The sequence below is a fragment of the Luteimonas sp. A537 genome, assembly GCF_054052065.1.
In genome coordinates this window covers 769,167-782,740 of sequence record NZ_JBSVRH010000001.1, presented here as the reverse complement: position 1 = coordinate 782,740, position 13,574 = coordinate 769,167, and the positions used below count along the sequence as shown (strand labels likewise).

General features: G+C 69.4%; 11 protein-coding genes. 7 read left to right on the top strand and 4 right to left on the bottom strand.

Annotated features, from left to right (window positions below):
• Positions 1-123 precede the first annotated feature (123 nt).
• A complete protein-coding gene (locus ACW7GZ_RS03590; protein ID WP_457007870.1) occupies positions 124-1,287 on the top strand; it encodes a class I SAM-dependent methyltransferase in 1,164 nt (387 codons plus the stop codon).
• The gene (locus ACW7GZ_RS03585) at positions 1,284-1,985 is read left to right on the top strand and encodes a pseudouridine synthase (RefSeq protein WP_457007868.1); all 702 of its coding nucleotides are present in this window, start codon (positions 1,284-1,286) and stop codon (positions 1,983-1,985) included. Before ACW7GZ_RS03590 ends, ACW7GZ_RS03585 begins: the two co-directional genes overlap by 4 nt.
• Positions 1,986-2,325: 340 nt before the next feature.
• Here ACW7GZ_RS03585 and ACW7GZ_RS03580 read toward each other — a convergent pair whose 3' ends face one another.
• Together ACW7GZ_RS03580 and ACW7GZ_RS03575 are read right to left on the bottom strand one after the other, a co-directional pair.
• Positions 2,326-2,850 carry a DUF1415 domain-containing protein gene (locus ACW7GZ_RS03580; protein ID WP_457007866.1) on the bottom strand — a complete coding sequence of 175 codons (525 nt, stop codon included), beginning with the start codon at positions 2,848-2,850 and terminating at the stop codon, positions 2,326-2,328.
• Complete coding sequence (locus ACW7GZ_RS03575; protein ID WP_457000869.1) at positions 2,850-3,332, bottom strand: YajQ family cyclic di-GMP-binding protein; 483 nt, start codon at positions 3,330-3,332, stop codon at positions 2,850-2,852. The genes ACW7GZ_RS03580 and ACW7GZ_RS03575 overlap by 1 nt, the downstream gene beginning before the upstream one ends.
• A gap of 174 nt (positions 3,333-3,506) precedes the next feature.
• Between ACW7GZ_RS03575 and ACW7GZ_RS03570 the strand changes: the two genes are divergently transcribed.
• The gene (locus tag ACW7GZ_RS03570; RefSeq protein WP_457002788.1) at positions 3,507-4,361 is read left to right on the top strand and encodes a DMT family transporter; all 855 of its coding nucleotides are present in this window, start codon (positions 3,507-3,509) and stop codon (positions 4,359-4,361) included.
• Positions 4,362-4,443: 82 nt separating this feature from the next.
• On the opposite strand, the gene ACW7GZ_RS03565 is transcribed toward ACW7GZ_RS03570, so the two are convergent.
• The gene (locus ACW7GZ_RS03565) at positions 4,444-5,064 is read right to left on the bottom strand and encodes an OmpW/AlkL family protein (RefSeq protein WP_457000871.1); all 621 of its coding nucleotides are present in this window, start codon (positions 5,062-5,064) and stop codon (positions 4,444-4,446) included.
• A gap of 246 nt (positions 5,065-5,310) precedes the next feature.
• Between ACW7GZ_RS03565 and ACW7GZ_RS03560 the strand changes: the two genes are divergently transcribed.
• The 3 genes from ACW7GZ_RS03560 to ACW7GZ_RS03550 all read left to right on the top strand — a co-directional run bounded on the left by ACW7GZ_RS03560 (position 5,311) and on the right by ACW7GZ_RS03550 (position 10,771).
• Positions 5,311-6,759 carry a dihydrolipoyllysine-residue acetyltransferase gene (locus ACW7GZ_RS03560; RefSeq protein WP_457007864.1) on the top strand — a complete coding sequence of 483 codons (1,449 nt, stop codon included), beginning with the start codon at positions 5,311-5,313 and terminating at the stop codon, positions 6,757-6,759.
• A gap of 10 nt (positions 6,760-6,769) precedes the next feature.
• Entirely contained in the window at positions 6,770-8,641 is a 1,872-nt protein-coding gene (lpdA, locus tag ACW7GZ_RS03555) for a dihydrolipoyl dehydrogenase (protein WP_457007862.1), read from the top strand.
• A gap of 201 nt (positions 8,642-8,842) precedes the next feature.
• Positions 8,843-10,771: an N-acetylmuramoyl-L-alanine amidase gene (locus ACW7GZ_RS03550; RefSeq protein ID WP_457007860.1), complete on the top strand. Its 1,929-nt coding sequence runs from the start codon at positions 8,843-8,845 to the stop codon at positions 10,769-10,771.
• Positions 10,772-10,826: 55 nt separating this feature from the next.
• Here ACW7GZ_RS03550 and ACW7GZ_RS03545 read toward each other — a convergent pair whose 3' ends face one another.
• Entirely contained in the window at positions 10,827-11,750 is a 924-nt protein-coding gene (locus ACW7GZ_RS03545) for a hypothetical protein (protein WP_457000877.1), read from the bottom strand.
• A 153-nt stretch (positions 11,751-11,903) separates the two neighbouring features.
• On the opposite strand from ACW7GZ_RS03545, the gene ACW7GZ_RS03540 reads away from it, so the two are divergent.
• Positions 11,904-13,547, top strand: a complete 1,644-nt coding sequence (locus tag ACW7GZ_RS03540) for a BCCT family transporter (protein WP_457007858.1) — start codon at positions 11,904-11,906, stop codon at positions 13,545-13,547.
• The last annotated feature ends 27 nt before the right edge of the window (positions 13,548-13,574 follow it).

Genomic DNA, 13,574 nt, shown 5'->3' with positions numbered 1-13,574 from the left:
CGGGATGGGCCGATGCTGGCAAACCCGGCATTCGCGCCGGATGAAGCAAGCGTTTGCGGACCGTGCACGGGCGGGCGGCGCACTACAATTCCGTGCATCTTCGAATCGAGTCCCCAACCCTCAATGACCACCCACGGCGATGCCGCCCTCGACGCACTGCTCCTTCCCTTCGCCGACGGCACGCTGGCCCGCGAGGCGGGTGCGCTGTTCCTGCGTGCCCGTGCTGGCGCTGCGCTGCAGCCGCAGGACTGGCCGGGGCTAGCGTGCGAGAGCGTATTCAAGCCGGATGCCGAGGCCCTGCTGCGGGCCGGTTTCACGGTGACCGATGGACTCGCGGAGAGCTCCTCCGACGCCGCCGCCGCGGCGGATATCGGCGCCGACTTGGGCGAACGGCCGTTGGTGTTGCTGCTTCCGCCGCGCCAGCGCGACGAAGCGCGTGCTGCATTCGCCGAGGCCCTGGCGCGCGCGGCGCCGGGCGCGTACGTGGTCGCAAGCGTGGCCAACGATGCCGGCGCGAAGTCCGCCGAGGCCGATTTCGCACGCATCGCCGGTCCGGTCAGCACGCGCAGCAAGCACAAGTGCCGCGTGTTCTGGGCGCGCGCCGGGCAGGCCGGTTCGGAACCGGCGCTGGCGGCGCAGTGGCGCGGGCTCGACGCGCCGCGACTGATCGAAGGTGGCCGTTTCCTGAGCCGGCCGGGCGTTTTCGCCTGGGATCGCGTCGACCCGGCGTCTGCGCTACTCGCCCGGAACCTTCCAGCCGACCTTGCTGGCCGTGCCGCCGACCTCGGCGCCGGCTACGGCTACCTGTCGGCCGAATTGCTCGAGCGCTGCCCCGGCATCACCGCCCTGGACGCGTTCGAAGCCGACGCCCGCGCGCTGGCCCTGGCGCGGCACAACCTCGCCGGCCATGCGCCGCGCGTGGCGCTGGGTTTCCACTGGCAGGACGTGACCGCGGGCATTGCGACGGGCTACGACGTGCTGGTCAGCAATCCGCCGTTCCACGTACCCGACGGCCGCGAGCGTCCCGACGTCGGCCGCGCTTTCATTGCTGCAGCCGCCCAGGCGCTGCGCCCCGGTGGCAGGCTGTGGCTGGTCGCCAACCGGCACCTGCCCTATGAAGAGGCGCTGGGCGCCGGCTTCGGCGACGTGCGCCTGGTAGCGCAGGAGGGCGGGTTCAAGGTGGTGGAGGCGGTGAAGTCCACGGGCGCCCGCCCGCCGCGGCCCGCGCGTGAGCCACGTGAGCCGCGTGGCACCTGGGATGCGCGCGAGGCGCGGATGCGGCGATGAAGCTGGTCAAGACGCTGGCCAACCTGGGCCATGGCAGCCGCAAGCAGGTGGCGCTGATGTTCCGCGAAGGCCGGGTGACCGATGCCGCGGGCGAGGTGCTGTACGCGGACGACCAGCCCGACCGGGCCGACGTGCGCGTGGACGGCGAGCCGCTGGACCCGCCGCCGGGCCTTCTGCTGATGCTGCACAAGCCGGTCGGCTACACCTGTTCGAAGAAGGACCGCGGTCGCCTGGTCTACGACCTGCTGCCGGAGCGCTTCGCGCTGCGGCAGCCGACGTTGTCGACGGTCGGGCGCCTGGACCGCGAAACCAGCGGCCTGCTGCTGATGACCGACGATGGCCAGCTGCTGCACCGGATCATCTCGCCGAAGTCGAAGCTCGCGAAGGTGTACGAGGCGACGCTGGCGCAGCCGCTGCGCGGCGACGAAGTGGCGGCATTCGCCAGCGGCACGCTGATGCTCGAGTCCGACGACACGCCGCTGCTGCCGGCGGAACTCGAGGTCCTGTCGCCCACCCGCGCGCGACTGACCCTGCACGAGGGCCGCTACCACCAGGTGCGGCGGATGTTCGCGGCGGTGGGCAACCATGTGGCGGCCTTGCATCGGAGCCAGGTGGGCGGTCTGTCGCTGGCGGACCTCCCGGAAGGCGAATGGCGACTCCTGGCCCCCCCCGCCCGCGAACAACTCTGGCTCTTGTAGGAGCGGCTATAGCCGCGAACAGATCGCCGGAACTGCCACCAGCTTGATTGCGCGGGTTTACGAGTGCAGGCGCGCGCCGCAGGATCCGGCTGGCGGGGGGAGTGCTCCGCCCCGCCGCCAGCCATCCATGGCTGGAAGCGGGGGCGTGGGCCATCCATGGCCCACTCTCCGCACTCCGCCCGCCATCCGGCTCCTGCACCACCGTCGCCGCGCTGTTGCGGCGAAAATGCCGCGTACCGGTGGGCTCTAGAAACCCTCCGAAGCCCGCAGACCCCAGCTCCTGGCTCCTCGGCCTTGATCCTGATCCCGCCTCTCGCCCTGCCGCAGCTCCGACGACCGCCTAGAACAGATCACGCCAGCCGGCATGCCCCAGCTTCTGCAGCGTCTCGATATTGCGCTCCACGATCTCGTCGGGATCGGGAAACGCCTCGACCGCGCGCGAGACGCTGTCTTCGCGGAGAAGATGCAGGGTCGGCCAGGGCGAGCGGTTGGTGTGGTTGGCAATGTCGTCCGGCTCACTGCCGGCGAACTGGTACTGCGGGTGGAAGCTCGCGACCTGCAGCTCGCCTTCGAGGCCGAGTTCCGCGACCAGCGCGTCGGCGGTCTCGAGGAAGTCGTTGTAGTCGAGGAAGTCAGCCAGCACGTGCGGATGCACGATCAGCGTCGTGTCGACATTGGCCGCCGGCGTGTCGCGCAGGCGCGCCAGCTCCTCGCCGAGTTCGCCGAGCAGTGCCACCTCGTCGCGAGCCTCGCTCAGCACCATCCGCACCTGGTCCTTGTTGACCACGGCCTTGGCGAAGGGGCAGAGGTTGAGGCCGATGACGGCGCGTTCAAGCCAGCGCCGGGTGTCTTCGAGCGGATCCATCAGTCGCGGAAGTTGTCGAACTGCAGGGGAAGCTCGAATTCCTTGCTCCGCAGCAGCGCCATCGCGGCCTGCAGGTCGTCGCGCTTCTTGCCGGTCACGCGCAGCTTGTCGCCGTTGATCTGGGTCTCGACCTTGAGCTTGGCGGCCTTGATCTCGGCGCCGATCTTCTTTGCCAGGTCGCGCTCGATGCCCTGCTTGACGGTGACCTTCTGGCGCGCGCCGGCGAGGTTGGTCTCGACGTCGCCGAACTCCAGGCAGCGGGTGTCGATCTTCCGCGCCGCGAGGCGGGCACGCAGGATGTCGGTCATCTGCTGCAGCTGGAACTCGCTTGGCGCGCGCTGGGAGATCACCGCGTCCTCGCGTTCGAAGGAGGCGTCGATGCCCTTGAAGTCGAAGCGCGTCGTCAGCTCGCGGTTGGCCTGGTCGACGGCGTTGGTCAGCTCGTGGGTGTCGACTTCGGAGATGATGTCGAAGGACGGCATGGCGCGGTAACCACCTTGGGATGAAGGGGCCTCAGGGTACCGCAACGCGATCGGCGCGGGCCTCGTGCATCATGTGCGGCTCGCGCCCGCAGCGGCGTTCCCGGAGCGCCACCCGTGCACGATTCCGCCGCCGACGCCGTGGCCGCGCGCGACCACCGCCGCGCCATCGCCGCGATGCTGGTTGCGGTCGCCGTGCTGTGCGTGATGGACGCCTGCATGAAGCAGTTGGCGGGTCACTATCCGCCGATGCAGGTGGCGGCGCTGCGCGGACTGGTGGGCTTGCCGCTGGTGCTGGCCTGGGCGGCCGCGACCACCGGCCTGCGGCCGCTGTTGCGCATCCACTGGCCGCTGCACCTGTTGCGAGGCGTGCTGGGCGTGGCGTTCCTGTCGTGTTTCGTTGCCGGCCTGCGCGACCTGCCGATGTCGACCGCGTACGCGATCACCTTCGTCGGGCCGCTGCTGGTCACCGCGCTGGCGGTGCCGCTGCTGCGCGAACACGTCGGGCCGCGGCGCTGGACGGCGATCGTGGTCGGCATCGTCGGTGTGCTGGTGGTGCTGCGGCCGGGCGGGGAGGGCGTGCTCACGCACGCGGGCCTGCTGGTGCTGTTTGCCACGGTCTGCTACGCGGCATCGGTCGTGATCGTGCGCATGCTGGCGCAGCGCGACAGTGCGCAGTCACTGGTGTTCTGGTTCCTGGCGATGGTCGCGATCGGCGCCGGGCTGCTGGCCTGGCCGCAGTGGGTGCCCTTGCGCATCGCCGATGCCTGGCTGCTGGCCGGCATCGCCGTGTCCGGCACCCTCGGGCAGGTCGCGCTGACCCACGCGTTCCGCCTTGGCCAGGCCTCGCTGATCGCACCGCTGGAATACACCGCGCTGCTGTGGGTGGTGCTGCTGGACCTGCTGCTGTGGCAGGCCCTGCCCGACGGCATGACCTGGCTGGGCGCGGCGATCATCGTCGTCAGCGGGCTGTACATGATGCGGCGGGAGCGGGTGGTCAAGGCGCAGCCGGTGGCAAACGACGGAAGCTGATCCGGATTGCCGCGAGCGGCCGGCACCGGAAACGGAAACGGGCCCCGCAGGGCCCGCCTCCATCGGTTGCGGGGGCCAGCGATCAGAAGCGCGCGCCAACGCCGACGCCGAGGACCACCGGGTCAAGCTTGGCCTCGCCGGCGTCCACGCCGTTGATCTTCACGTCGGAATCGGCCTGGAAGTAGCGCGCATCGGCGCGCGCGAACCAGGTCGGGGTGATGTTGACGTCCATGCCGACCGTCGCCACCGCACCCTTGGCGGTCTCTATGCCGACGCGGTCGCCGGTGGGCGTGGCGCTCTCGTTGTCGTAATTGGTCTCGTGGTAGCCGAGGCCGACGAACGGGCGAATGGTGCTGTCCGGGGTGCCGAAGCGGTACTGGCCGCTCAGCGAGTACGGCTGCGCATCCACGCTGCCGACCTTGCCGCCGCCGGCATTCACGCGCTGGCCATAGCTGTCCGCGGCCCAGGCTTCAACGCCCCAGTTGTCGGTGATGTGGTACGTCACGCCAAGCGTGGGCGTGCCCTCACCCTCGAATTCGGTGCGGGTACCGGCGATCTCGGGGTTGCGGGTCGGTTCCACCATCGAATAGCCGGCGACGACGGAGACGCGCTTGTCGGCGGTGTCGCCGGCGTCCTGGGCGAAAGCGACGGGGGTGGCGGCGATGGCCAGTGCGGCCGGAATCAGGAACTTCATGGGGGACATGGGGGAGTCTCCTCGTTACGAACATATGGTCCCGGGATGGGACGGCGCCACCCTATCGATGCGCGCATGAATCGCGCTTGTCGCGGCGGAAGATGAGCGGGAACTTCCACACGCGCGGTTCATCCGCTGCACCCCGCGTCCACGCCGGTGAATCGCGGATGAGCGCGGGCGCGGGGCGGCGCGCTTGGCGCATGCAGCGGGCGGGGCCACAATAGCGACCCGACCGATCGCCCCGTGGAGACCCCGATGGCCAGCCCCCAGGAAGCACGCGTACCGGACATCGGAGGTTTCGACGACGTTCCGGTGATCGAGGTGCTGGTCGCCGTCGGCGACAAGGTCGACAAGGACCAGAGCCTCATCACCCTCGAATCCGACAAGGCCACGATGGAGGTGCCGGCGCCGTTCGCGGGCACCGTGCGCGAGGTCAAGGTGAAGGTTGGCGACACGCTGTCCGAAGGTGGCGTGGTGGCGCTGATCGAGCCATCCGAGGCCGACGCCAACGCCAACGCAGCCGGGGATGCCGGTTCCGCAAGCGCTGCGCCCGCGGCTGGTGGCGACGCTGGCGCTGCGGAGCGTGCCCAGCCCGAAGCGGACGCGAAGGCCACGCCCGCCGCCGAAACCGGGACCAGGGTCCAGCCCGTGGCCGTTCCCGAGGCCGCCGACAACATCGCCCAGGCCTCGATCGACCACCAGGCCGGCGTGGCGGCGGCCGAAGACACGGCGCCGCCGCGGCGCTTCGACGCCGAGGCCCTGATGCCGGGCAAGGTGCCCTATGCCAGCCCCGCGGTGCGGCTGTTCGCGCGCGAACTCGGCGTCGACCTGCTGCAGGTCAAGGGCAGCGCGCGCAACGGGCGGATCACGCGCGAGGACGTGCAGCAGTTCGTCAAGGGCGCGCTGCAGGGCGGCGCCCCGGCGGGCGGCGCGGTCGCCGGTGGCGCGGGCCTGTCGCTGCTGCCATGGCCGAAGGTCGACTTCTCGAAGTTCGGCGAAGTCGAGGAGCAGCCACTGACCCGGATCCAGAAGATCAGCGGCGCCAACCTCGCGCGCAACTGGGCGATGATTCCGCACGTTACCCAGCACGACAGTGCCGACGTGACCGATCTCGAGGCGCTGCGCGTTGCGCTGAACAAGGAGAACGAGCGTGCCGCCGCCAAGGGAGAAGGCACCAAGCTGACCATGCTCGCCTTCATCATGAAGGCCAGCGTCGTGGCGCTGCAGAAGTTCCCGGAGTTCAACGCCTCGCTCGATGCCAGCGGCGAAACGCTGACCCTGAAGAAGTATTTCAACATCGGCTTCGCCGCTGACACGCCCAAGGGCCTGATGGTCCCGGTGGTGCGCGACTGCGACCGCAAGGGCATCAACGAGATCGCGCAGGAAACCTCGGTGCTGGCGAAGAAGGCGCGCGAGGGCAAGATCGGCCCGGCGGACATGTCCGGCGGCTGCTTCTCGATCAGCTCGCTGGGCGGCATCGGCGGCACCTCGTTCACCCCGATCATCAACGCCCCCGAGGTCGCGATCCTGGGCGTGTCGAAGTCGGCGATGCAGCCGGTCTGGAACGGCGAGAAGTTCAAACCGCGGCTGATGCTGCCGCTGTCGCTTTCCTACGACCACCGGGTGATCGACGGTGCCGCGGCGGCGCGCTTCACCGCCTATCTCGCACAGCTGCTCGGCGACATGCGCCGGGCGATGCTCTGAGGGCGCTGACATGGCGAACGCGATCGAAGTGAAGGTTCCCGACATCGGCGGCCTGGACGGCGTACCGGTGATCGAAGTGCTGGTGGCAGTCGGCGACACCGTCGCCGTCGACCAGGGGCTGGCGACGCTGGAGTCGGACAAGGCGACGATGGAAGTGCCCTCGTCGGCCGCCGGCGTGGTGCGCGAGCTCAGGGTCAAGGTCGGCGACACCGTGACCGAGGGCAGCGTGGTAGTGGTGCTGGAAGCCGAGGCGTCCGCGGACGCTGCGGACAAGGCAGGGGACAAGGCCGCGGGCGACGCGGCTGGCAAGGCCAAGGGTGAAGCCGTCGGCAAGCCCGGCGCAGCGGCAAAAAGCCCCGCTCCCGCCGATGACGCCGGCCCCGGCAAGCCACCGGTGGCCCGCTCGCATCGCGCCCCTGCCGAACCGGAGGTGCCTGCACCCGCGGCACCCAGCGGCCGCAAGGCCGACATCGAGTGCGCCCTGGTCGTGCTTGGCGCAGGCCCCGGCGGCTACACCGCCGCCTTCCGCGCCGCCGACCTCGGCATGGACGTGGTCCTGGTCGAGCGCTACGGGCAGCTCGGCGGCGTCTGCCTCAACGTCGGCTGCATTCCGTCCAAGGCGCTGCTGCACGCCGCCGGAGTGATTGACGAGGCCGCGCACGCCGCCGATTACGGCATCAGCTTCGGCAAGCCGAAGATCGATATCGACGCCCTGCGCGGCCACAAGGAGGGCGTGGTCGGCCAGTTCAACAAGGGCCTGGCCGGGATGGCGAAGCAGCGCAAGGTGCGCGTGGTCACCGGCAGCGGCAGCTTCGCCTCGACCAACGAGATCGAGATCACCGGCAGCGATGGCAAGGTCCAGCTGCTGCGCTTCGAGCAATGCATCATCGCCGCCGGTTCGCAGGCGCTGGAGCTGCCGGGCTTCCCCTGGGACGACCCGCGGGTGATGGACTCCACCGACGCGCTTGAACTCGCCGGGGTGCCGAAGAAGCTGCTGGTCGTGGGCGGCGGCATCATCGGTCTGGAGATGGCGACGGTGTACCGCGCGCTGGGCAGCGAGATCACCGTGGTCGAGTTGGCCGACCAGCTGATGCCGGGCGCCGACAAGGACCTGGTCAAGCCGCTTGCCGATCGGCTGAAGAAGCAGGGCGTGGCGATCCACCTGAAGACGAAGGTGGTGGACGCCAAGGCCCGGAAAAACGGCATCAGCTGCAGTTTCGAAGGCGACAGCATCCCCGACGGCAAGCTCTACGACCGCGTGCTGGTAGCGGTGGGCCGCGTGCCCAACGGTGGCCGCATCGGCGCTGAAAAGGCCGGGATCACAGTCGGCGAGCGCGGCTTCATCGAGGTCGACGCGCAGATGCGCACCAACGTGCGCCACGTCTTCGCCATCGGCGACCTGGTCGGCCAGCCGATGCTGGCCCACAAGGCGACGCACGAGGGCAAGCTCGCGGCCGAAGTGGCCGCCGGCGAGAAGCGCGAGTGGATCTCGCGGGTGATCCCGTCGGTCGCCTATACCGATCCCGAGATCGCCTGGGTGGGCGTCACCGAAACCGAGGCGAAGGCGAAGGGCATCAAGCCCGGCGTGGCCAAGTTCCCGTGGGCGGCGAGCGCGCGCGCGGTCGGCATCGGCCGCGGCGAGGGCTTCACCAAGCTGCTGTTCGACGAAGAGACGAAGCGCGTCATCGGCGGCGCCATCGTCGGCGTGCACGCCGGTGAGCTGATCGCCGAGGTCGCGCTTGCGATCGAGATGGGCGCCGAAGCCGCCGACATCGGCCACACCATCCACCCGCATCCGACGCTTTCGGAGTCGGTGGCGATGGCGGCCGAGGCCTTCGAGGGCACCATCACCGATCTCTACATGCCGAAGAAGCGCGGCTGAGGCCACGCGCTGTCCTGTTAAAAGCGTGACCCCGTCCGCGCTTGCCGCGGACGGGGTCCGCCTTTCCGGCCGATCTAGGGCCGGCCCCATCTGTCGCTGCCTCCCCTTCGGCCGCCAACTCGCCTGACGGGCCATCGACGCCCGTTCCGGGCGCTTGGGGATGCCTGGATCCCGCGCGCAAGCGCAACCAGGAGGGGTGAGATGAAATCTGCAAACAGGAAGTTGTTGGGCGTGGCCGTGGCCGTGGCCGTCGCCTGCATCGGCATGGTGGGCGTGGCGGCGAATGCCTCGGCATCGGAGACCAGGGACCGGCTGCAGCCCGACGCATTGGACCTCGAGCGCCAGGAGCGCGCCATGGACCAGCGCCTGCGCGAGGAAGAGACGCGGCTGCGCATCGAGCGCGCGGCCTATCCTTCGCACTTCGCGCGCGCCTACGCGGCGTATCCGCAGATCCCCCGCGGCACGCTCGAATCCATCGCATACGTGCAGAGCCGCTGGCACAACGTCCGCGCCGAGGATGCCGGTGACATGGGCGACCATCACCACATGCCTGCCGCACACGGCGTGATGGGTCTTTACGCCGGTGACGGTTTCGCCGACCAGGTCGGCGAGGCTGCCGCTCTGCTCGGCGTCCCCATGGAGCGGGTGAAGAACGACCCGGCCACCAACATCATGGCCGCCGCGACGCTGCTCGGCCGCCAGCTGCGCGGCAAGGACGTGCGCGACCTCGAGTCGCTGGCGCCGGAGCTTGCGCGCTATGCCGGCTATTCCGCCGCGCCCGGTGAAGGCGCGATCGACGACTACGCGCGCGCCAGCTTCGCCTTCGACGTGCTGCTGGCGCAGGACCGCGGCGTCGACGAGAAGGGCATGGTCGTGCCGCAGACCGCGGTGGCCTGGGAGCGCGCCTTCGACGTGCCGACGCTGGTGAAGCTGCAGGCACCGTTCGTGCGCCTGGACGTGGAGGGTGACCGCATCGAAGTCGACGGCTTCGCCATCGATCCGGTGAGCGAGCAGCTGGTGCGCACGGCGTCAAAGAAGGACGGCGACGGCAACCTGCGCGCGCAGAGCACCGACTACGGCCCGGCGATATGGAACCCGGCGCATTCCAGCAACTACAACTCCTCGCGCAGCGCCGCGGTCAGCGCGGTCACCCTACACACCGCGCAGGGCAGCTACGCCGGCACCATCAGCTGGTTCAAGAACTCCACGTCCAACGTCAGCGCGCACTACGTCATCCGCAGCTCGGACGGCCAGGTCACGCAGATGGTGCGCAACGCACACACCGCCTGGCACGTGCGCAACCAGAACAGCTACACCCTGGGCATCGAGCACGAGGGCTACGTCAACAACAGCAGCTGGTACACCACCGCGATGTACAACGCCTCGGCGGCGCTGGTGCGCAACTTCTGCTCGAAGTACAGCGCCATCAGCTGCGCCAGCGCCTACAAGGGCGCGCCCAGCAGCGGCATCAAGGTCCTGCCGACCTCGGTCAAGATCAAGGGCCACCAGCACTTCAGCGGCCAGACCCATACCGATCCGGGTATCAACTGGAACTGGGCCAGCTACTACACGCGGCTGAATCCGGGCTCCGGCGGCAGCACCCGCATCCTCGACTCGTTCGAGGGCAGCGTCGGGCATTTCAACACCGGCCCGGCGTATTCGGGCAGCACGACCGGCATCTCGACGGCATCCACCGCCACCCGCACCTGTGCCACGCGCAGGAACGGCAGCTGCTCGCTACGCGTGCTGCTCAAGGACAACCGCAACACCTCGGCAAGCTGGGCCGTGCGCCTGCTGTCGGGCGCAGGCAACCCGGGCAGCAACACGGCGCTGACGCGCGCCAACGGCAGTGTCGGCTTCTGGGTGTACGCAGGCGGCAGCGGCATGAGCGTGGCGATGGGCATCGACGACAGTGACGGCACCGAGCGCTCGGTCAGCCGCAGCCTCCCCGCCAACGCCTGGACCTATGTCTCCTGGAGCCTCACCGACGCCGCGCAGTGGAACGCCTGGGTCGGCGGCAACGGCGCGATCACCGCGAGCAGCGTGAAGCTGGATGCGATCTGGCTGTACCACGCCAACACCAGCTACGACATCAACGTCTACATCGACGACGTGCAGGTCAGGAACTGAGCAGGCGCCGCGGGGTCCGGGATGCCCGGGCCCCGCGGCGGCTTCGCGCGCAGGATCAGAAGCGGAAAGTCACGCCCGCCATCGGGCCATGCACCTTGAGCTCGGCGCTGCCGGTGCCGGCGTAGTCGATGTCGGCCAGGCCGGCTTCGGCCGGCGGCACGATGGTGCCGGCGAACCGGTCGCGGAGCTTCAGGCGGAACCAGTCGTAGCCGACGTGGACGCCGAAGCGTTCGGTGACCAGGTATTCGACGACCAGGCCGGCACGTTCGAAGTGGCCGTCCTCGTCGACGAAATCGCCCCAGCCGGCATCCAGGTACTGGCCTTCGAAGTCCACGCGCCAGCGATCCGCCGGGCGCCAGGTCAGCCGCGTGTGGAGGGCGGGGCTCCAGCCTTTGGCTTCGTCGCGCAGGTGCGCCGAGCCGGCGTCGAGCTCGTCGGTCGCGGTCCAGCTGGCGTCGGCCACGGCCTCGAGGTTGACGTGGGTGGCGCCCAGGCCCAGGCCCCATTCAAGGGCTGGCGTGGCCACGATCGCGTATTCGTAGTGCAGCGAGGCCATCGCGAACCTGATCCGGCCCGAGGCGTCCACGGCTGGCAGGGTGAGCGAGTCGCCGGGCGTGGGGTTGATGACGCCGCCGCCGAAGCTCCAGGCATCGTCGTTCTCGTAGTCGTAGTAGCTGGCGCCGATCGACTGCCGGTCGGTGATGCGTACGTTGAGCGCGCCGCGGGGGCGCCAGTCGTCGCCGGTGTCGAGCGTGGCGGCATCCGAGAAGGCCGCGGTGTCGGTGCCGTCGCTGGCTTCGCCATCCACACCCACGCGCAGGTCGGCGCCCGGGTTGAAGGCGCTCAGGCGCAGCGTGAATCGGTCGTCGCGGTCGTTTCCGTCCTGGGCGAATGCAGGTGAGGCGACGGCTGCCAGTGCCACGGCCAGGGCGGCGTGGCGCAGCGGATTGATGGATGAGCGTTGATGCGCGCAGGTCATGTGGGGGCCTTCGCTGTTGGGGGGCATGCAGTGTCGAACGCCACCCGGTGGCCGATGCGTGAACGTTGCGGCGGTTTTCCGGGCGTCATGTCACGTCACGTGGCAGCGGCCTATGCTGTCGACCACATCCGGTCGTTCAACGGGGAGCCGCCCATGGTGTTCCGCATTTCGCTGCTGCTGGTCGTGGCCCTGGCCGTGATCGCCGGGTTCGCGCCCGGTCCGTTCGGGGCGCTGACCTCGGCGGCACTGGCCGCGGTGATCACCCATGCCGGCTGGCTGTACCTGTTGATCGTGTTCCTCACCCTCGTGTTCCTGGCATACCTGGCGTTCGGGCCCTTTGCGCGACTTCGCATCGGCGGACGTGACGCGGAGCCCGGGTTTTCCAGCCTCGCCTGGCTGTCGATGCTGTTCGCCGCGGGCATGGGCATCGGCCTGGTGTTCTGGGGTGCCGCTGAGCCGGTCTCGCACCTGGTCAACCCGCCGGAAGGCCTGCCGTCGGGCAGCCCGCAGGCGGCGCGCGCTGCGATGCGCTACACCTTCTTCCACTGGGGACTGCACCCCTGGGCGATCTACGCGCTGATGGGCCTGGCGATCGCATGGTTCCAGTACAACCGCGGCGGCCGCGGCCTGATCAGCGACCTGCTGCAGCCGCTGATCGGCGACCGCCACCTGGGTTGGATCGGCAAGCTGGTCAACATCGTCGCGGTGGTGGCCACGGCCACCGGCGTGGCCACCACGCTGGGCTTCGGGAACATGCAGATCAGCGCCGGNCCCACAAATTTGTCAACCGTTTTCGTGTTGTGCCCCACGTCCCCGGCTGTGCCCACCACGCTGGGCTTCGGCACCATGCAGATCAGCGCCGGCATGGCGCGTGTGTTCGGCTTGCCCACCGGCCTGGGCATGCAGCTGGCGGTGATCGGCGTGTGCTTCGTGCTGTACATGGCCTCCAGCGCGAGTGGCGTGGACCGCGGCATCAAATGGCTGTCGAGCTTCAACCTGATCCTTGCCGGCATGCTGCTGCTGGCGGTGGCCGTGCTCGGTCCCACGGGTTTCATCTTCGAGATCTTCACCACCTCGCTGGGCAGCTACTTCGACCACCTCATCGAGATGAGCCTGCGCATGGCGCCGTTCTCAGAAAGTACCTGGGTGGCCGACTGGACGATTTTCTACTGGGCCTGGTGGATCTCGTGGTCGCCCTTCGTGGGCTCCTTCATCGCCCGCGTCTCCTACGGCCGCAGCGTGCGCGAGTTCGTGCTCGGCGTGGTTGCGGTGCCGAGCCTGCTCGGCTTCGCCTGGTTCGCCACGTTCGGTGGCGCCGCGCTGTGGGGGGAGATGTTCGGCGGCGCGGACATGGCGGGAGCGCTGGGGCAGGGCTACGAGACCGTGCTGTTCAGCATGTACGCCAGCCTGCCGTTCTCGCAGCTGCTGTCGGGCCTGACCATCCTGCTGCTGGTGATCTTCTTCGTGACCTCGGCCGATTCCGCGGTGCTGGTGCTCGGGTCGATGTCGAGCGAGACCGCCGGTGACCCCACGCTCGCGCGCAAGTTCGCCTGGGGCATCGCCATCGCCCTGATCGCCGCCGCCATGCTCATGGCCGGTGGACTGGAGGCCCTGCAGACCCTGATCACCGTGGCCGCGCTGCCGTTCGCGCTGCTGATGATCGGCGTGATGGTGGGCCTGCAGCGCGTGCTGGGCATCGAGGCCCTGCGGGAGAAGGCCGAGGAGCGCCGCGCCCGCCGCGCGATCGAGGACTGGATCGCCCGTGACCGTGCGCGCGAGCACGAAAGCGACGCCTGAAAAGTCGAAGCCCCGGGGAGTCCGGGG